This window comes from Rhizobium sp. WYCCWR 11152, assembly GCF_013087615.1.
GTDB lineage: Bacteria > Pseudomonadota > Alphaproteobacteria > Rhizobiales > Rhizobiaceae > Rhizobium > Rhizobium indicum.
Genome location: NZ_JABFCP010000012.1, coordinates 198,770 through 218,570, shown reverse-complemented (window position 1 = coordinate 218,570; position 19,801 = coordinate 198,770). Strand labels below are relative to the sequence as shown.

At 61.5% G+C, this 19,801-nt stretch carries 18 protein-coding genes; 14 read left to right on the top strand and 4 right to left on the bottom strand.

Features of this window, described 5'->3' with window-relative positions:
- The first annotated feature begins 38 nt into the window (after positions 1-38).
- Positions 39-2,042, top strand: coding sequence for a CocE/NonD family hydrolase (locus tag G9X67_RS26480; RefSeq protein WP_171600059.1), 2,004 nt, complete (start codon positions 39-41; stop codon positions 2,040-2,042).
- Positions 2,043-2,045: 3 nt separating this feature from the next.
- On the opposite strand, the gene G9X67_RS26475 is transcribed toward G9X67_RS26480, so the two are convergent.
- On the bottom strand, positions 2,046-2,957 hold the full coding sequence (locus G9X67_RS26475; RefSeq protein WP_171600058.1) for an alpha/beta hydrolase: 912 nt from the start codon (positions 2,955-2,957) through the stop codon (positions 2,046-2,048).
- A gap of 224 nt (positions 2,958-3,181) precedes the next feature.
- Between G9X67_RS26475 and G9X67_RS26470 the strand changes: the two genes are divergently transcribed.
- Positions 3,182-3,706, top strand: coding sequence for an RNA polymerase sigma factor (locus G9X67_RS26470; protein ID WP_171600057.1), 525 nt, complete (start codon positions 3,182-3,184; stop codon positions 3,704-3,706).
- Positions 3,703-5,829: a VWA domain-containing protein gene (locus G9X67_RS26465; protein ID WP_171600056.1), complete on the top strand. Its 2,127-nt coding sequence runs from the start codon at positions 3,703-3,705 to the stop codon at positions 5,827-5,829. Before G9X67_RS26470 ends, G9X67_RS26465 begins: the two co-directional genes overlap by 4 nt.
- Positions 5,830-5,886: 57 nt before the next feature.
- On the opposite strand, the gene G9X67_RS26460 is transcribed toward G9X67_RS26465, so the two are convergent.
- Positions 5,887-6,813, bottom strand: coding sequence for an SMP-30/gluconolactonase/LRE family protein (locus tag G9X67_RS26460; RefSeq protein ID WP_138334686.1), 927 nt, complete (start codon positions 6,811-6,813; stop codon positions 5,887-5,889).
- A gap of 223 nt (positions 6,814-7,036) precedes the next feature.
- Between G9X67_RS26460 and G9X67_RS26455 the strand changes: the two genes are divergently transcribed.
- A complete protein-coding gene (locus G9X67_RS26455) occupies positions 7,037-8,113 on the top strand; it encodes a LacI family DNA-binding transcriptional regulator (RefSeq protein ID WP_138334687.1) in 1,077 nt (358 codons plus the stop codon).
- Between the two features lie 106 nt (positions 8,114-8,219).
- Here G9X67_RS26455 and G9X67_RS26450 read toward each other — a convergent pair whose 3' ends face one another.
- Both G9X67_RS26450 and G9X67_RS26445 read right to left on the bottom strand, forming a co-directional pair.
- Positions 8,220-9,251, bottom strand: a complete 1,032-nt coding sequence (locus G9X67_RS26450) for an L-idonate 5-dehydrogenase (RefSeq protein WP_138334688.1) — start codon at positions 9,249-9,251, stop codon at positions 8,220-8,222.
- 10 nt (positions 9,252-9,261) lie between these two features.
- The gene (locus tag G9X67_RS26445; RefSeq protein WP_138334689.1) at positions 9,262-10,203 is read right to left on the bottom strand and encodes a 2-hydroxyacid dehydrogenase; all 942 of its coding nucleotides are present in this window, start codon (positions 10,201-10,203) and stop codon (positions 9,262-9,264) included.
- 135 nt (positions 10,204-10,338) lie between these two features.
- Between G9X67_RS26445 and G9X67_RS26440 the strand changes: the two genes are divergently transcribed.
- The 10 genes from G9X67_RS26440 (at position 10,339) to G9X67_RS26395 (ending at position 19,796) form a co-directional block, all read left to right on the top strand.
- Positions 10,339-11,103, top strand: a complete 765-nt coding sequence (locus G9X67_RS26440; protein WP_033184155.1) for an SDR family oxidoreductase — start codon at positions 10,339-10,341, stop codon at positions 11,101-11,103.
- A 13-nt stretch (positions 11,104-11,116) separates the two neighbouring features.
- Positions 11,117-11,674: a gluconokinase gene (locus G9X67_RS26435; protein ID WP_171600055.1), complete on the top strand. Its 558-nt coding sequence runs from the start codon at positions 11,117-11,119 to the stop codon at positions 11,672-11,674.
- Entirely contained in the window at positions 11,664-12,557 is an 894-nt protein-coding gene (locus G9X67_RS26430) for an NAD(P)-dependent oxidoreductase (protein WP_138334691.1), read from the top strand. Before G9X67_RS26435 ends, G9X67_RS26430 begins: the two co-directional genes overlap by 11 nt.
- Before the next feature lie 107 nt (positions 12,558-12,664).
- Positions 12,665-14,161 (top strand): sugar ABC transporter ATP-binding protein, encoded by a 1,497-nt coding sequence (locus G9X67_RS26425; RefSeq protein WP_138390124.1) that lies wholly within the window; start codon positions 12,665-12,667, stop codon positions 14,159-14,161.
- 18 nt (positions 14,162-14,179) lie between these two features.
- Positions 14,180-15,220 carry an ABC transporter permease gene (locus G9X67_RS26420; protein WP_003555504.1) on the top strand — a complete coding sequence of 347 codons (1,041 nt, stop codon included), beginning with the start codon at positions 14,180-14,182 and terminating at the stop codon, positions 15,218-15,220.
- Between the two features lie 51 nt (positions 15,221-15,271).
- Positions 15,272-16,369 carry a substrate-binding domain-containing protein gene (locus G9X67_RS26415; RefSeq protein ID WP_029873594.1) on the top strand — a complete coding sequence of 366 codons (1,098 nt, stop codon included), beginning with the start codon at positions 15,272-15,274 and terminating at the stop codon, positions 16,367-16,369.
- A gap of 95 nt (positions 16,370-16,464) precedes the next feature.
- Entirely contained in the window at positions 16,465-16,803 is a 339-nt protein-coding gene (locus G9X67_RS26410) for a hypothetical protein (protein WP_062940405.1), read from the top strand.
- A 318-nt stretch (positions 16,804-17,121) separates the two neighbouring features.
- On the top strand, positions 17,122-18,147 hold the full coding sequence (locus tag G9X67_RS26405; protein WP_171600054.1) for an ABC transporter substrate-binding protein: 1,026 nt from the start codon (positions 17,122-17,124) through the stop codon (positions 18,145-18,147).
- 33 nt (positions 18,148-18,180) lie between these two features.
- Positions 18,181-19,071: an ABC transporter permease gene (locus G9X67_RS26400; protein WP_171600053.1), complete on the top strand. Its 891-nt coding sequence runs from the start codon at positions 18,181-18,183 to the stop codon at positions 19,069-19,071.
- Positions 19,047-19,796, top strand: a complete 750-nt coding sequence (locus tag G9X67_RS26395; protein ID WP_171600052.1) for an ABC transporter ATP-binding protein — start codon at positions 19,047-19,049, stop codon at positions 19,794-19,796. Before G9X67_RS26400 ends, G9X67_RS26395 begins: the two co-directional genes overlap by 25 nt.
- Positions 19,797-19,801: the final 5 nt, after the last annotated feature.

Sequence of the window (19,801 nt, the reverse complement as noted above, 5' to 3'; positions counted from 1 at the left end):
AAACCCTCGTCTCACGGAATGTGCATCAAGGAATGAGCATGACCTCGCGCGGCTTCACCACCATCGAGAATGAATGGATTACGCTGGAGGATGGGACGCGGCTTGCCGCGCGCATCTGGATGCCGGATGGCGCTAGGGAAGATCCCGTTCCCGCCGTCTTCGAATTCCTGCCCTATCGCAAGCGGGACGGAACCAGTCTGCGGGACGAGTCGACCTATCCGGTCTTCGCGGCCGCAGGCATTGCCGGCGTGCGCGTCGATATCCGCGGATCCGGAGAATCCGACGGCGTCATCGACGGCGAATATACCGAAAGCGAGCTTGCCAATGCCTGCGAGCTGATCGCCTGGATTGCCGCGCAGCCATGGTCGAGCGGCGCGGTCGGCATGATGGGCATCTCCTGGGGCGGCTTCAACAGCCTGCAGGTCGCAGCATTGCGCCCGCCGGCGCTGAAGGCCGTCATCTCGATCGCCTCGACCGTCGACCGCTACAATGACGACATCCACTACAAGAACGGCTGCCATCTCTCCGCCCAGCTCTCATGGGCGGCGACGATGCTCGGCTACCAGTCGCGCCCGCCCGACCCTTCACTCGTCGGCGAGCGCTGGAAGGAAATGTGGCTGGAACGCCTGGCAGGCGAACCCTTCTTCATGGAGGAGTGGCTGGCCCACCAGCGGCGCGACGATTTCTGGCGTCATGGCTCGATCTCAGAGGATTTTTCGAGCGTGGAAATCCCGACGCTTGTCATCGCCGGCTGGGCTGACGGCTACCGCAATACCCCTCTGATGGCGGTCGAAGGCCTGGGCGACAAGGCGAAAGCGCTGATCGGCCCCTGGGTCCACAAATATCCGCATTTCGCCTGGCCGAAGCCGCGCACCGATTTTCATGGCGAGGCGATTGCCTGGTGGAACAGATGGCTGCTGGGCGAGGACAATGGGATCGACGGGCTGCCGCAGGCCCGCGCCTATATTCTCGACGCCATCCGCCCTGCCCCGCGCCGCGACAGCGATCCGGGTTTCTGGGTCGCCAAGGACGTCTGGTCGCCGCCGCAGATGCAGTGCTTCTATGTCGAGCAGTTCGGCAAGCTGACGGAAGGCATGCCGATCCCGCACGCGCCCGAACATGCCGCCTATCTCCGCTCTCCGCTCGACACCGGGACGGCATCGGGTGAATATTTCACGCTGAAACCCGACGCCGAAATGGCGATCGATCAACGCTTGGACGATGCTGGCTCGCTGGTCTTCGATACGATGCCGCTTGCTGGCGATTACGACTATCTCGGCCGGCCCGTGCTCACGCTTGCGCTGCGCTCTCGGGCGGCGGGCGGAAATCTCTGCGCCCGGCTCATCGATGTCCATCCGGATGGTACGGCAACACGTGTCGCCTTCGGCGTCGTCAATCTCACTCACCGGGAGGGCAATGCAGATCCCAAGCCGCTGACACCAGGCGAGAAGGTGTCGATCCGGCTCGTGCTCGATGCCTGCGGATATCGCTTCCGCAAGGGTCATCGCATCCGCCTTTCGCTTTCTACCGCATATTGGCCGATGATCCTGCCGCCGCCTGATGACGAAGGCATCGAGGTCGATATCGCCGCACTCGGCCTCGGGCTGCCGATGCTCGGCGAGCACCAGCGGATAGACATCAAGGAACCGGCCAATCCCGATCCGCTGCCGAAATACATCGAGCACGCGGCCGCCGCGACGAAGCGGCAGGTCGTCCGTGATCTCTCGGCCAGTCGGACGGAGTATCACATCCACGAGGATACCGGGCTCACCGAACACCCTGAGACAGGTCTCTCGACCCGGCAATTGCGCGAGGAAGTCTGGTCGATTTCACCCGATGATCCGCTGTCGATGACCGGGGTCTCGACCTGGACCTGCGACATGCGCCGCCCCGGCTGGTTCGCCCGCACGGTCGCGACCGCACGCATTTCATGTACCCGGAACGACTGGATCATCAGCGCTGTCGTCACCGCCTTCGAGGACGACGTGCAGATCTTCGAAAAGGTCTTTGTGGAAAAGCGGATCGCCCGCGACCTGATGTGACCATCAGGTCGCCGCAAAACGCCTTGTCGCCTCGCAGACGGCACGAAAGCCGTCGCGTGCGCCGTCGCTCATGTGGCGGGCGCGCAGCCACGCGTGCACCATCTGCGGCTCCTCCCGGAACCAGACGTCGACGCCCTCCGCGGTGAGCCGGGCGGCATAGTGCCGGCCGTCGTCTCGGAGCGGATCGAAATGCGCGACCGTGATGAAGGCCGGCGGCAGCCCGGCAAGCGAAGCTGCCTGCAGCGGTTCGGCGATCTCATTGCCCGCCGGCGCCTGCAGGATCTCGCGGTAATAAGCGACATCCGCCGTCGTCAATCCAGGCGCCGCGGCCATTTCGACATAGGAGCCCGCAGTAAGGTCGCCGCCAAGCGCCGGATAGATCAGGACTTGGCCGACGACGCCGGACAGGCCCTGCTCGCGCGCCCGCAATGCAAGGCCCGCGGCCAGATTGCCGCCGGCGCTGTCGCCGATCAGCACGACCTTGCTGTTGGCGGAAAGCAGATGCTTCAACACGGTAAAGCCGTCATCCGTCTGCGCCGGCCAGCGATATTCAGGGGCGAGGCGATAATCGACCGAAACAAGTTCCGCGCCGGCAAAATCGGCGATCTCGGCGCAGATGGCATGATGGCTCTCGAGCGAACCGACAACGAAGCCACCGCCATGAAGATAGAGCAGAATGGTGCGCGTGCTGATCTTCCGCGGACGGTAACGCCGGATCGGTATGCGCTGGAGCATGCCGTCCGCAAAGATCATCTCCGGGGGCAGCGGACGGTCAAAGCGCGCGCAAAGAGCGTCGTACCAATGTCGCTGCTGTTCGATCGATGCTTGAACGGCGTCTGGCGGATAGAAGGAATCGCAAGTCGCCAGAAACTGCAGGATGCCCCTTTCAGTGGGGACAGGCGGTTGAGCGGACATGGAGGTCCTTTCGCGATTTGGGACATGACAGGTCATGTCCCTGGCCGACTCTGTCTTCATCATGCGCCTTTGTGACGGAGCCGATCTGTCTGGCCGCGACCCATGAATGTCGCGGCTTTTAAAATTCCCAATAATTTTTTCGTCGCGGACCCAAGGAAAGCCATCCGAGAAACGTCTCAATCTCGAAATAGCATCTTGCTGGTCGGTTTGGGGTAGGTGCGGAATTGGATGCGGAGCTCATAGAACGAGCGCAGGGCGGTGACCGGGAGGCCTTCGGGCAACTGGTCTCGCGCCATTATGATTTCGTCCATGCGACGGCGTGGCGTTGGTCGGGCAGTTCCACCGATGCCGACGACATTGCCCAGGAGGTCTGCGTCAAGCTCGGCGCGGCGATCCGCAGCTTTCGCGGCGCCAGCCGCTTCAGGACATGGCTCTATACGCTGACGCTCAACGCCGCCCGCGACCATAGACGCAAGCTTGCACGAGAGCAGCAGACATTCCGCGCCTACGCCGCCGAACCGCAGCAGGATGCGCCGGCCGGAAATGACGATGAGCTATCGAGCGAATTATGGGCAGCCGTGCGCGCCTTGCCGGAAAGGCAATGCGACGCGGTGCTGCTCGTTTACGGCGAGGGTCTCAGCCATTCGGCTGCCGCCGATGTCATGGGCTGCTCGGAGGCGACCGTATCCTGGCAGGTCCATGAGGCGCGCAAGAGGCTGAAGACCGTGCTCGGCAAGGAAGAGGTATGATCGTGGACAAGGAACTCGAAAAGCTCTCCCGCCTGACACCGCCGGCAGCGACGCCGGAGGCGCGTGCGCGTGCGCTTACTGCCGCGATGCAGGCCTTCGATACCGCAGAAAATAATGCGCCGGCCGCCCAAGGAAATGCGAAAGGCTGGCGTCAAAGCTCCATCATCAACTGGATATGGAGCCCTGCCATGAACAAGAAATTCCTCGCCGGTTCAGCCCTAGCGACGCTGCTCGTCATTCCGGCCGCCGGTTACCTGGCGATCGAGCTGACCCGCAACGGATCGCCGATCGTCGATCAGACAGAGATCGCCGGCAACCTTTCGAAAAGTGAGGCGTCGAAACAACCGGCCGCAACTGCCGGTCAGCCGGTCACGGTCGCGCCGCAAACACCGGCCGGGAACAACAGCCTGGATGAGCAATCTGTCGCTGTCGCGCAAGCCCCGCAGGACAAGGAGGCGCCGGCACTCGCGAAACCCGATTCGTCGCGGACATCCGAATTCGATGCCAACGACGTCGCCGCTCTCACGAACAAGCCGGAGGGTTCTGCCGCGGCACTCGGGGCGGCCAAACGCGCTGTGCCGGCCGCTCCCGGCATCGTCCCCCAGCGGCAGTTTGCCGAACCGATGGCTGCCATCGCCCCTTCGCCTACTCCGCCTGCGGAGGGGCATGCCCAGATTCAGCTCGATTCCAATCGCGAGCGGTTTGCCAATGCTGCGGCAAATCCGATCAAGAGCGTGGCGACGGATCCGGTCTCGACCTTCTCCGCGGATGTCGACAGCGCGTCCTATGCCTTCGTCCGCCGGTCGTTGACCGGCGGGGCACTGCCCGACCCGCAATCGGTCCGCGTCGAAGAGATGATCAATTATTTCCCCTATGACTGGCCGGGCCCTGACAATGCCGATCAGCCTTTCAAGGCGACAGTGACCGTGATGCCGACCCCGTGGAACCACGACACGGAATTGATGCATGTGGCGATCAAGGGCTATGACATCGCGCCGGCGACCACGCCGCATGCCAATCTGGTCTTCCTGATCGACGTGTCCGGCTCGATGGACGAGCCGGACAAACTGCCGCTTCTCAAGAGCGCCTTCCGGCTTCTGGTCAACAAGCTGAAGGCCGACGACACCGTCTCGATCGTCACCTATGCCGGCAATGCCGGCACCGTGCTCTCGCCGACACGGGTGGCGGAGAAATCGAAGATCCTGTCGGCGATCGACAGGCTGGAGCCCGGAGGTTCGACCGGCGGCGCCGAAGGCATCGAGGCGGCTTACGATCTTGCCAAGCAGGCCTTCGTCAAGGACGGCGTCAACCGGGTGATGCTGGCGACCGATGGCGACTTCAATGTCGGCCCGTCGAGCGATGAGGACCTGAAGCGCATCATCGAGGAGAGACGCAAGGACGGCATCTTCCTCACCGTTCTCGGCTTCGGGCGGGGCAATCTCAACGATTCTCTGATGCAGACGCTGGCGCAGAACGGCAACGGCAGTGCTGCCTATATCGACACCTTGGCCGAGGCGCAAAAGACGCTGGTCGAAGAGGCCGGATCGACGCTGTTTCCGATCGCCAGCGACGTTAAGTTTCAGGTCGAGTTCAACCCGGAACGGATCGCCGAATACCGCTTGATCGGTTACGAGACGCGGGCGCTGAAGCGCGAGGATTTCAACAATGACCGTGTCGATGCCGGCGATATCGGCTCCGGCCACAGCGTCACGGCGATTTACGAGATTACGCCCAAGGGAAGCCCCGCGGTGATGAATGATGACCTGCGCTATGGCGCAGCCAATAAGGCGGCCGCCGCGGCGGCCGACAGCGCCCATCACGGCGAACTTGCCTTCGTCAAGATGCGCTACAAGCGGCGGGGCGAGGACAAGAGCGTCCTCATCACCACGCCTGTCGACGATAGCAACGCAGTCGCCACCGTCGATGCCGCGCCGCAAGATGTCCGCTTCTCGGTGGCCGTTGCAGCCTTCGGCCAGAAACTCAGCCATGTCGCGGCCGTCGATTCCTATTCCTACCAGGCGATTGCCGCTCTCGCCGCGGCATCGCGAGGAACGGATGCCTTCGGCTACAGGTCGGATTTCCTCAGCCTCGTTCGGCTGGCGGACGGCCTCAGTCAACGGTGAGGCAAGAGGCACAAAATGAGAGGCCGTCCTAAAAGGGCGGCCTCGGCTCTTCAACGATTATCCGAGTCTCGATCCGTTGGCCGTGAGATAAACAGCATAGAGAGACGTGCTCGCGGTGATGAAGAGACGGTTCAGTTTCTCGCCGCCGAAAGTGACGTTGGAGACGCCCTCAGGAATATGGATCTTGCCGATCAAGGTACCATCCGGATCGTAGGCGTGCACACCGTCGCCGGCGCTCGTCCATATCCTGCCCTTGCGATCGACGCGAAAACCATCGAACAGACCTGCAGTACATTCTGCGAAAACGCCGAGATCGGTCAGCCTTCCCTCATTCGAGACCGCGAGCTTTCTGATATGACGCGGACCGCCGGGCAGGTGCGTTGCGCCGGTGTCGGCAATGTAGAGCACCGTCTCATCCGGGGAGAAAGCCAGCCCGTTCGGCTTGACGAAATCGGAGGTCACCTGATCGGTCGTGCCTTTTGCCGGATCATGCCGATAGACGTGGCATCCGCCGACTTCCGCTTCGCCATAGTCGCCCTCGTAGTCGTGAAGGATGCCGTAGCTCGGGTCGGTAAACCAGACGGTCCCATCGGATTTGACGGTGACGTCATTTGGAGAATTGAGGCGTTTGCCTGCAATTCGATCGGCCAGAACGGTGATCCTGCCGTCGAAATCCGTGCGCGTGACACGGCGCGTCAGATGCTCGCAGGTGATCAGCCGACCCTGATTGTCGACGGTGTTGCCATTCGAATTGTTGCTGGGCGAGCGGAAGACTGATGTATGCCCGCTGGTGTCGTCGTAGCGCATCATCCGGTTGTTGGGGATATCCGAGAAAACCAGATACCGCCCGGCGGCAAACCAGGCCGGTCCCTCCAGCCAGCGGCCACCCGTCCAAAGTCGCTCAACGCGAGCGTGACCGACGAAGCAGCTTTCAAAGCGAGGGTCGAGAACCTCAAACCCTGTACCGTCAATTTGCCCGAACATGGTGCTCCTCCGTATCATCAATTGTTATCGATATCATACTGTCGTGTTTTGGGGGCTCGGTACAGATACCGATCTGCCCACCTTTGCGAAAATGCCCAGGGAATCTTGATTTTTGGACGTTGGAATGGTGCATTCCTGCAATAATATCGATTGTACGATGATAGCGATAACTTTATTGTGTCTTGGACTACCCAATTCGGAAGCTTTGTGAAAGCGGAGATCAGTGAAAAACGAGGATGAGCCGAAAGACAAGCGTCTCAAGCCGGGAGAGGCTCAAAAGCTGACGATGGCGGAGGTCGCCAAATATGTCGGCGTATCTGCCATGACCGTGTCGCGTGCCTTTCGCCAGGATGCGAGCGTTTCCGAGGAGACCCGGAAGCGCATCATGGAGGCCGTCGACGCACTCGGCTATGTGCTCGACCTGTCTGCCGGCAGTCTCTCGTCGAGGCGGAGCGGCTTCATCGCTGCGCTGGTGCCCTCGATCAACAATTCGAATTTTTCCGACACCGCACGGGGCATGACCGATGCGCTGCAGAATACCGGCCTTCAGCTCCTTCTCGGCTATACCGACTATTCGGCGGAGAAGGAAGAAGAGCTGATCGAGGCGATGCTGCGCCGCCGCCCGGAAGGCATCATCTTGACCGGTGGTTCGCACACGGCGCGCGCGCGGCGCATGCTGGCAAAAGCCGGCATTCCCGTTGTCGAGACCTGGGAGCTTCCGGAAAATCCGATCAATCAGGTCGTCGGCTTTTCCAACAGCGAGGCGATGGCCCTGCTGGTGCGGACGCTTGCCAGTCAGGGATATCGGAAGTTCGGCTATATCGGGGGAACGACGGCGCGCGATACGCGCGGCAGCCAGCGGCGTAGCGGTTTCCAGAAGACGGTTGAAGAACTCGGCCTGGGACCGGGACGGATGATTTCCTTCGGCGTCCCGCCCATCACCATGGAACAGGGTGGCCAGGCAATCGTCAGCCTGCTGGAGCGCTGGCCGGACACGGAAGTGGTTCTCTGCGTTTCCGACCTTTCCGCCTTCGGCGCCATCATGGAATGCACGCGCAGGGGAATGAAGGTTCCGCGGGACATCGCTGTTGCCGGTTTCGGCGACTATGAGATCTCGTCCATCTGTCATCCGCGCATCACCACCATCAATGTCGACTGTTATGGCATCGGTCGCCAGGCGGCCGCCCGCCTGCTGGATACCCTCCATACCGGCGAGGCGACCGGCGATGAGATCACATTGACCGGCTACAAGGTTGTCTTGCGCGAAAGCACGGACCGAAACGGCGCGCCGACCGCTTGAGACTAAAGCGCCGCGCGTCTTTTCGGATGCGCGGCGCTGTAACGTTTTGAATGTCTGGATAATTTTATCCTCAAATCGATTCCGATTTAAGGAATTATACAGTCGGTCAAAAGGCGATCTGGACTTTCATGGACTTGCTGCGATCGCCCGCCAGCTCGAAGGCGGCGACGGCCTCTTCGATCCCAAAGACACCTGTCAGCAGTGGCTTCAGATCGACGCGACGCGCGTTGATCAGTTCAACGGCGAGCGCAAATTCCTCGTGAAAACGGAATGTGCCGCGCATCTCGATTTCCTTCGCAACGATCATGTTCTGCGGAATGGAAACATCGCCGCCAAGGCCGAGCTGCACGAGAACAGCGCGGGGCTTAAGCGTCTCCAAGCCGGCGCGCACCGCCCGCTCATTTCCCGACGCTTCGAACATGACATCGAAATATCCCTTTTCGGCACTGTAGGCCGCGAGGTCGGAAGCATGCGTGGCAACATTGATCGTTCGGTCGGCGCCGCTGGTGCGGGCAATCGCCAGAACGCTGTCGGTCACGTCGGTCGCGACGATCTCACGGGCGCCGAGGACGCGCGCCGCGACGATCGCCAACATCCCAATGGGGCCACAACCGGTGACCAGCACCCGTTTGCCGAGCAGCGATCCGGCGCGGTTTGCCGCATGCAGCGTCACCGCAAAGGGTTCGGCAAAGGCGGCCTCGTGAATGGAAATGCCGTCCGCGACCTTGTGGCATTGCCAACGCTCCGCCACCAGCCGCTGGCGAAAGCCACCCTGAATGTGCGGCATCGGCATGGCGCTGCCGTAAAACCGCATGTTGAGGCAGTGGTTTTGCTGCCCCTTCAGGCAATATTGGCAATGGTTGCACGGCCGGCTCGGAGAAACCGCAACACGGTCTCCCACAGTAAGGTCGGCGACGCCGGAACCGAGCGCCTTGACCGTGCCGGCGATCTCATGGCCGAGGATCATTGGTTCGCGCAGGCGAACGGTGCCGAAACCGCCATGATTGTAATAATGCAGGTCGGAACCGCAGATGCCGCCGGCTTCGATGGCAATCTCCACCTGCCCGGCACCGGCAACCTCCGGCTCGCGCTCTTCGATCCTGAGATCCTTGGCGGCATGAATGACGATGGCTTTCATATCGGGACCCTCACACGACGGGAGTTGGAAGCAAGCTACCTGCAAAATGCGCAGCGAGATTGTCTCTGACCAGTTGGCCCATGGCCTTGCGGGTCTCGACAGTGCCAGAGCCGTGATGGGGCTGCAACACGACATTTTGGAGGGTCAGGAAACGCGCATCGATCCGGGGTTCGTTCAGGAAGACATCAAGGCCCGCAGCCTGAATCGTGCGGTTTTGAAGGGCTGCGATCAGCGCCTCTTCGTCTACGGTCGTTCCGCGCGAGACATTGATCAAGATGCCGTTTGGCCCGAGTGCTTCAAGCACTTCAGCGTTGATGATCTTCATGGTCGCCTCCCCACCGGGGACGATGACGATCAGAAAATCGGCCCAACCGGCAAGCGCGATCAGGTCTGGCTCGTAGGTGTAGGCAACATCCTGGTGATCATGGCGGGCGAAATAGGAGATGTCGCAGCCGAAAGCGGCAGCCCTCTTGGCGATCGCCTTGCCGATCCGCCCCATGCCGGCGATCCCCACCTTCTTGCCCGAGACGCGTGTCACCAGCGGCATGGCGACACTGCCCCACTGGCCGGAGCGGACGAAAACATCTGCCTGCGGGACCTGCCTTGCCGTCGCAAGCAGCAGTCCGATGGCGATATCGGCGACATCTTCGGTGAGCACATCAGGCGTGTTCGTGACGCGAATGCCGTTCGCGCGGGCATAGGACAAGTCGATGGCGTCGGTGCCGACGCCGTAACAGGAAACGATTTCCAGTTTCGGCAATTGCGCCATCAGCTCTGCGGACGCTCCGAGTTCGCCCCGGGTCGCTATGGCACGGATATCCTTGCCGACCCTGGAAATCAGCTCGTGCCGGTCTGCCGCTTCCCACAAGCGATGGACGCGGTAGTTCGCCTCCAGATCCACCATGTCCCATTCCGGATAAGCTCCGGTCATCAAGATTTCTTCTTTAGGCATTCCGTTTCCATCCCGCATTTTGACAGTTGATTATGTTATCGATAACATATAATTCGGAAGAGGGATGTCAAGTGAGTTTCACCGTCAGCGGCAGTTGAAGCCGTCACCCGCGGCGAAACCGGAGGAGTGATTTGCATGAAGAACTTGTTCGATCTTACCGGACGGCGTGCCCTGATCACCGGCTCGAGCCAGGGGATCGGCTATGCGCTGGCCGAAGGCCTGGCGCAGTATGGCGCCGAAGTCATCATCAACGGCCGCACGCCCGAAAGCGTCAACCGCGCGGTCGAGAGCCTCAAGGATCAAGGCCTGTCTGCCCATGCGGCGATCTTCGACGTGACCAGCAAGGACGCTGCCAAAGCGGGTATCGACGCAATCGAAGCCGATATCGGGCCGCTCGACATCCTGATCAACAATGCCGGCATGCAGTTTCGCACGCCGCTGGAAGATTTCCCGGCGGACAAATGGGAACTGCTGCTGACCACCAATATTTCGAGCGTATTTTATGTCGGCCAGGCCGCGGCCAAACCCATGATCGCCCGCGGACAGGGCAAGATCATCAACATCGCCTCCGTTCAAAGCGAACTGGCGCGCCCTGGCATTGCTCCCTACACCGCGACCAAGGGCGCGGTGCGCAATCTGACCCGCGGCATGTGCGCCGACTGGGCCAAGTACGGCCTGCAGATCAACGCGATTGCGCCGGGCTATTTCAAGACGCCGCTCAATCAGGCGCTTGTCGACAATCCCGAGTTCTCGTCCTGGCTCGAGAAGCGAACGCCGGCCGGACGCTGGGGCAATGTCGAGGAACTGGTCGGCGCCGCCGTTTTCCTGTCGGGCCGGGGCTCGTCCTTCATCAACGGGCACACGCTCTATGTCGACGGCGGCATCACGACCTGCCTCTGATAGAGACGAGACCATGGATTTCGAGAAAAAGGCGCCACCTCTGGCCATCGTCGTCATGGGCGTCAGCGGCTGCGGAAAATCTTCGGTTGGAGAGCATCTTGCCGCTCGAAACGGCATGCTGTTTCTGGAGGGCGACCAACTCCACCCCGCTGGCAATGTTGAGAAGATGGCGCAGGGTATACCGCTGACCGACGACGACCGCCTGCCCTGGCTCGACCGGATCGGGGAGGAAATAAGGACCGCGCAAAAAGCATCGCGAGGGCTAGTGATTTCCTGTTCGGCGCTGAAGAGAAGCTATCGGGACAGGCTGAGGCAGGCGGCGGACGGGCGTCTGGCCTTTGTTTTCCTCGAAGGATCCCGCGACCTGTTGCTGTCGCGGATGCAAGCCCGCCAGGGCCATTTCATGCCCGCGACTTTGCTCGACAGCCAGTTGCAGACGCTGGAGCCGCCGACCGGTGAAGCTAATGTCGTGACGGTGGCGATCGACAATGCGTTGGATGATATCGTGGCACTGGCTTGCAAGGGACTGAGCGGCATGGCCGTCAAGGGAGGAGATTATCATGCAGGATGACTACAGAGCAGATGTCGCCGTCATCGGTGCCGGCATCATGGGAACGGCGATCGTCACCCGATTGATCGAAACCGGGCATAAGGTATCGGTCTTCGACCTGGATACCGAAAAAGTTGCGGCTTTGCAGGCCAAGGGCGCGCGCGCGGCCGGCTCCGTGGAGGAAGCGGTCTCATGGTCGGCGTTTTGCGTGCTCAGCCTCAATCACGCAAACATCGTCCGCGCCGTCGTCTTCGGCGAAAAGGGCGTTGCGGCGGCGGCGAATGCCGACAAGGTGCTGATCGATATGTCCTCGATCGACCCGGCCGACACGGCCGACATGGCGACGCGGCTGCGTCGAGAAACCGGCATGGCATGGGTGGATTGCCCGCTTTCCGGCGGCGTGCCGGGTGCGTTGAGCGGACGCCTGACGATCATGGCCGGCGGCAGCCCAGAGGATTTCGAACGGGCACGCGTGGTGATGCGGCATCTTGCCGCCAATTACACGCTGATGGGTGTATCTGGCGCGGGGCAGACCACGAAGCTGATCAATCAATTGTTTTGCGCCGTGCTGTTTCAGGCCGTCGCGGAGGCGGTCAAGCTCGCTGAAGCCGGCGGCGTCGATCCGGCCGCCATTCCGGCCGCCCTTGCCGGCGGCAGGGCGGACAGCCGCATATTGCAGGAATTCATGGCGAAATTCGCCGCCCGGGATTTCTCGCCGACAGGCAGAATCGACAACATGTTGAAGGACCTGGATTCGCTTCAAGCCTTTGCGCTCAAGACGAAGACGCCATTGCCGATGACTGGCTCGGTGGTCGAGATTCACCGTCTGCTCTGCGCCGCCGGGCTTGGGCCAAAAGACTCGGCCGAGATGATGCGCCTTCTCGATGGATTTCAGGCCGATTGACGTCAATCTCTTCGGGAAATTCGAGATCGTCATCTTTCCGCTTGACCATCCATAAATGTTATCGATAACATACATCCATGAAAACCGCAGCTTTGGGAGGAGCCACAGTGGAAGCCAAGAGACTGCTGGAATTCCAGTCGATCACCAAGAGCTTCGGCGGCACGCAGGCGCTGCGGGACGTCTCGATCGACCTGCGCGAAGGAGAAATCCTCGCGCTGCTGGGAGAAAACGGTGCCGGCAAATCGACGCTCATCAAGACGCTTGCGGGCATCTACAAGCCCGATAGCGGCGACATCCTGTTTCGCGGCCAGAGCTACCATCATCGTCCCCCGAAGCCGAACGAGCGGCAGCCGGTTGCCTTCATCCACCAGGATCTCGGTTTGATCGAGTGGATGACGGTCGGCGAGAACATGGGCTTGTCGCAGGGTTTCTCGATGCGTCGCGGCCTCATCGATTGGAACAGGACGCAGGCGCGCGCCAACGAGGCCTTGAAACTGGTCGGTTGCGACTTTGACCCCACGACGCGGGTCTCGGCATTGTCGCGCACCGAAAAGTCGCTTGTCGCCATCGCCCGTGCACTTGCCGTCGAAGCTGACGTGCTGGTGCTCGACGAGCCGACGGCGAGCCTTCCCGCCGATGAAGTCGATCGGCTGTTCAATGCGATCCGTCCGTTGAAGGATCGGGGAGTCGGCATGATCTACGTTTCCCACAGGCTGGACGAAATCTTCCGGATTGCCGATCGGGTCGCCGTTCTGCGCGACGGATGCATGGTGGGACAGAAGCCCGTCAGCGAGACCACCCCCGAGGAGCTGGTGACGATGATCATCGGCCGCAGCGGCGACAGCCTTTTTTCCAAGACGGCGATCACGCCCGGCAAGGCGATCGTCGAGGTCCGCGATCTCGTCTGCGCCGGCACAGGCCCGATATCCTTCGATATCCGCGAGGGCGAGCTTCTGGGACTGGCTGGATTGCGCGGCGCCGGTCAGGAACGGATCGGCCGCGCCCTGTTTGGTTGCGAGCCCTTCAACGGCTCGGTTCTGCTGCATGACGAGGCCCCCGACCTTTCCAGCCCACGAGGGGCAATGGCGTCGGGCATCGGCTTGATTGCCCGTGACCGGACGGAGGAATCCGTGGCGCTCTCGCTATCCATTCGGGAAAATACCTATCTTAATCCGGGAGCCGTCGGGCGTGGGCTTTTGTCCTTCCTGTCGCCGCGCGGCGAAGCCGACCTTGCCCATAAGATCGGCCATTCCGTCGGTCTGCGGCCGAACGACCCGGATCTGCCGGTGGAGGCCCTGTCGGGCGGCAACCAGCAGAAAGTGGTCGTCGGCCGCTGGCTGGCGACCGGCCGCAAGCTGCTGGTCGCCGAAGATCCGACCGCCGGCGTCGACATCGGGGCGCGTGCGGAGATCTACCGTCTGATCACCCAGGCGCTCGAGGCCGGTCTCGCGGTTGTCGTGGTGTCGACGGACTTCGAGGAAATCGCCCATATCTGCCACCGCGCGCTGGTCTTCTCGCGCGGGAAAATCGTCAGTGAACTGACTGGAAGCGCTCTGACGACGGAGGCGGTCATCACGGCCGCATCCGCATCGGAAGCCGCTTGAGCCATCGGGAGAACAGCCATGCAATCCATTGAATCCACGGCCCTGGAGCCGACCAAGAGCGAAATGGCCGGTCTGTCCACAGGACAGAAGATCGGACGCCTGATCCCGGTTTACGGGTTGGTGATCCTGACCGTCGGCCTGATCGTGATCTTCTCGATCCTTCTGCCGGATACGTTCCCGACCGTGTTGAATGTCCGCTCGATCGTGTCCGACAAGGCGATCATCGCGCTTCTATCGCTGGCTGCGATGATCCCGATGGCATCGGGTCGCATCGATCTGACCGTCGGCTATGGCATCGTGCTCTGGCACATTCTCGCTATCAGCCTGCAGACGGCCTACGGCCTGCCCTGGCCGGTCGCGGTCGTCATCGTGCTCGCGCTCGGCGTTCTGACCGGCTGCATCAACGGGCTGCTGGTCGAGGTTGCGAAGATCGACAGCTTCATCGCGACGCTCGGCACCGGAACGGTCCTATACGCGCTTGCGCTCTGGCACACCGGCGGCCGGCAGGTGGTCGGCGTCCTGCCTGATGGTTTCTATGCGCTGAACGGCACGATGCTGTTCGGCCTACCGATCACCGGCTTCTACGTGCTGCTGATCGCCATCTGCATGTGGATCGTGCTCGAATACCTGCCGATCGGCCGCTATCTCTACGCCATTGGCGCCAATCCGAAGGCGGCGGCCCTCAATGGCATTCCGGTCCGCAAATTCGTGATCGGCGCATTCGTCACCTCGGGGCTGCTCGCGGCTCTGACCGGGGTCCTGCTCGCCTCGAAGCTGCGGATCGGCCAGGCGAGCGTCGGCCTCGAATATCTCCTGCCGGCGCTTGTCGGCGCATTTCTGGGATCGACGACGATCAAGCCGGGACGGGTGAACGTCTGGGGCACCTTGATCGGCGTCATCATCCTGGCGGTCGGAATATCAGGAATTCAGCAATTCGGCGGGTCGTTCTTCGTCGAACCGCTGTTCAACGGCGTCACCCTGCTGATTGCCATCGGCATAGCAGGCTACGCCCAGCGCAAGCGCGGAGCTGTGAGGAGGATCACACCCGCATCCAAATGAGGATGCCGGCTCGTCCCGGCATTTCACAACAAACAAAATGGAGGAGTGAACATGAAGCGTAGAACGTTATTGCAGGCAACGGTCGCAACCGTCGCCGTTATGCTGAGCATGCCGGCATTGGCCGATTCCATGGCCGACGCCAAGGCCGTGGTCGAAAAATATGCTTCCAAGGTGAGCGCCTGGGATGGCCCGACGAGCGGCCCCAAGGGCGCTGCCGGAAAGAACATCGTCATTCTGGCCGGTGATATGAAAAATGGCGGCATCCTCGGCGTGGTCAATGGCGTTCAGGAAGCGGCAGGCGCGCTCGGCTGGACGGTGAAGGCGCTTGACGGCGCCGGTTCGATCGGCGGACGGACCGCGGCTTTCGGCCAGGCCATGGCGCTGAAGCCGGATGGCATCATCATCAACGGCTTTGACGCGGTCGAGCAGAAGCCGGCGATGGAAGCAGCCAAGGCTGCCGGCATTCCGATGGTTTCCTGGCACGCTGCCTCGGCGGTCGGTCCGGTTCCCGAAGTCGGTGTCTTCGCAAACGTGACCACCGATGCGATGGAAGTGTCGAAGTCGGCGGCGGATTGGGCCTTTGCCGATGCCGGCGGCAAGCCGGGCGTCATCATCTTTACCGACTCCACCTATGCGATCGCGATTGCCAAGGCCGATCGCATGAAGAAGGAGATCGAGGATCTCGGCGGTACGGTGCTCGAATATGTCGACACGCCGATCGCCGAAACCTCCCAACGCATGCCGCAGCTGACCACATCGCTTCTGCAGAAGTATGGCGCGAAGTGGACGCATTCGTTGGCGATCAATGACCTCTACTACGACTTCATGGGACCTTCGCTCGCTTCGGCCGGCATTGCCGGTGATGGAAAACCGGTGAACGTCGCAGCCGGCGACGGTTCGGAGAGCGCCTATCAGCGTATCCGCGCCAAACAGTTCCAGGCTGTCACGGTCGCCGAGCCGCTCAACCTCCAGGGCTGGCAGCTCGTCGACGAATTGAACCGCGCCTTTGCGAAAGCGCCATGGTCCGGCTACGTGTCGCCGCTCCATGTGGTGACCAGCCAAAACGTCGAGTTTGACGGTGGACCGAAGAACAGCTTCGATCCCGACAACGGCTATCGCGATCAATACAAGAAAATCTGGGGTAAATAACCCTCTCAATCAGGGCGTATCGATCGATACGCCCTGATCCTACGACAGCCCGCCACCATCGATCCAGCTCCGGCGAGTTTTGGAAAAGAGAACCTATGATCATTCGTTATGCTTTGTTTGAAGGCGAAATCCATCCCGGTAAAGAAGGGGAATTCCGCGAATTCGTGCGGCAGCGGCTCGTCCCTCTCTGGACGAAATTTCCGGGCGCCGAGGAAATCCGGGTGCTGGATGGAATGGAGCGCGACGAAGGCGCCCCGATCTATGCCATGGCGCTCGCCATTCGTTATCCCGATATGGATACGGTGAACGCGGCACTTCTCTCCGATGTGCGGTCGCAGAGCCGCGAGGTCACCGGCGAACTCCTGCAGCTCTTTACCGGCAAGGTGCACCATCACGTATTCGCGGCCAACGAATATGCACCGCATATTGCCTGACATAAGGCGATCCCGACGTCCGCGACGGCTTGGCGTCTGAAGGGCGGTCGCTGCCCGGCCTTAAACAAAAGTAAGGGTTTGAACAAAGACCCGGAAAGCGCTCGCGGACGAACGTCCCAGGCGCTTTTTTCATGTCGGCACGCGCCGAGCATCCTTCGGACGCGCCGGATGCGATCGTTCCGGTTGCCCGACTTTTGAGGACAATTTTCCCTCAGCGCCACTTTCATTAAACTAAATAGTCTATCGATTTAGTAGATTATATTCCATCTTACCGTGCATCGCTCCTGCAATCAGCAATCCGAAACGGGAAGATCGACGATGACATTGGCAAAGACATTCAAAATTGCGTTGTTCAGTCTGCTTGGTCTCAGTGCCATTCACGGTCCGGCGGCAGCCCAGGCAGACGCTCCCCTGCTTTCCAAAGTGCCGCCGGGCACGGTGCTGACGATCGGCGATCCGGTCACGCAGAAAGCGCTCGAAGTGTCCGGCCTGGGCAAGGAGCTCAGTTTCGAGGTCAAATGGGCCAATATCAGCGGCGGGCCGCAGACGTCGGAAGCTTTCCGCGCCCATGCACTCGACGTCGGGTCGGTGGCCGAGATCCCTTCGATCTTCGCCAACTGGAACAATCTGCCCGTCCGCAACATCGCCTATCGCGAACGTCGTGACCCGATCGCCAATCCCATCTACCGCTTCGGCATCGCGCCAGGCGCGGCCATCAAGACGCTCGCGGACTTCCGCGGCAAGCGCATCGCCTTCAGCCCGGGTCAGGCACAGGGCACGCTTGTTCTACGCGCGCTGCACGCGGCAGGTCTGAAGAGCGGTGACGTCACCCTGGTGGAACTGCCGAGCACCAGTGACGTCTACCCGAAGGCATTGGCGAGCAAGCAGGTCGACATCGCGCCGCTCGGCGGCGTCTACATCAGGCGCTATATCACCCAATACGGGCCTGATGGCGCGACCCTCGTGGAACATGGCCTGCGCGACGATCCGAGCCATCTTTATGCGCCGCAATGGGTTCTGGACGATCCCGCCAAGGCGGCAGCTCTCGCCGAATATGTCGGCCTGTGGGCACGCGCCACCGAATGGGTGAACCGGAACCCGGATCTCTGGATCAAGGAATATTACGTCGGTCAGCAGGGGTTGAGCCAGGAGGACGGGGAATATCTCGTCAAGTTGACCGGCGAACAGGTCGTTCCTAGCGATTGGAGCGAAGTGAAGAAGCGCCACCAGGAAACCATCGACCTGCTGGCAGACGAGCTCGGCTACAAGAGCTTCAATGTGGAGCAGATTTTCGACAATCGCTTCGAAAAGCTCGGCGCCGCAGCCTTGGCCAAGAGCCAGTAACGCTCGACACCCTTCGGAGAGGAGATTTGAAGCATGGCAACCACTTGGGATGCAGATGAGGCGAAACTGTCGCGGTCGTCCGGCGGTAGAATTGTGCGGGCAGGTTCTCGCCTCGTAAAACCGGCTGGCTCCGCTGGCCCCCGAGCCCGGCGCAGGTTGGGCCCCGGACCGGCGATCCCTTTCGGATTGCAGATCGGGCCGGCATTACTCGTCTTGACCTGGGTCGTTGGCTCGGCGCTCGGATGGATCGACCCGCGGATCCTGTCGGCGCCGTGGACAGTGGCTGAGGCTTTCGTAAGGCTCATCGAGCAGGGTCGCCTGCAGGACAATTTCGTGACGTCAGCGACACGCGCCCTGCTCGGCCTTAGCATCGGATTGCTGATCGGCACGATCCTGGCGGTGATCGCCGGCCTTTCCCGGATCGGCGAAGCCCTGATCGACGGGCCGGTACAGATCAAGCGCGCGATACCGACGCTGGCCCTGATCCCTTTGTTGATCCTGTGGTTCGGCATCGGCGAGAGCATGAAGGTTACGACAATCGCGCTTGCCGTGATCGTGCCGATTTATATCCACACCCACAACGCGCTCCGCAGCATCGACAGCCGTTATGTCGAACTGGCCGAAACCCTGCGGATGAGCCAGAAGGACTTCATCCTTCAGGTCGTGCTGCCTGGTGCTTTGCCGGGTTTCCTTCTGGGTCTGCGGTTTGCCGTCACCCTCTGCTGGGTTTCTCTCGTCGTGGTCGAGCAGATCAACGCCACCAGCGGGCTCGGTTACATGATCGATCTTGCCCGCAATTACGGACAGACCGACGTCATTCTCGTCGGCCTGGTGGTCTATGTGCTGCTGGGTCTCGTCTCGGACGGTCTCGTCCGCCTGCTTGAACGGAGGGTCCTCTCATGGCGCCGCACCCTGGCAAACTGAAGCCCGCAACCAAGGCCGTCCACGTGCGAAACCTCGCACGGCGGTTTGCGACGACGACGATCCTCGACGGCGTCGATCTCGACATCGAGGAAGGCGAGTTCGTCGCCCTGCTCGGCCGCAGCGGCTCCGGCAAAAGCACGTTCCTCAGGGCTCTTGCCGGTCTCGATCATGGTGTCGAGGGAACCGGCACCCTGGAGACGCCGGAGAGCCTTTCGGTGGTTTTCCAGGACGCCCGCCTGCTGCCGTGGCGTACCGTCATCCAGAACGTCACGCTCGGCCTACGTGGATCTTCCGGCCAGGAAGCCGGACGGAAAGCCTTGGCGGAAGTAGGACTTGCCGGCCGGGAAACGGCGTGGCCGAACCAGCTTTCGGGCGGGGAACAGCAGAGGGTCGCGCTTGCCCGTTCGCTGGTGCGCGAACCGGCCCTGCTTCTCGCCGATGAGCCATTCGGCGCGCTCGACGCGCTGACCCGGCTGAAAATGCACGATCTGCTGCGGGAGTTGTGTGCAAGACACCGTCCTGCCGTGCTGCTCGTCACCCACGACGTCGACGAGGCGATTTCGCTGGCCGACCGGATACTGGTTCTCGACGAAGGCCGCCTCATCGAGGATCTCAAGATCGATCTGCCGACGCCGCGCGACCACGGCGATCCGAGCTTTGCTCAAACCCGCATCCATCTCCTCAGCCGGCTCGGGGTCGAGCTTCCGGGCCGCAAGGCCGCCTGACATCA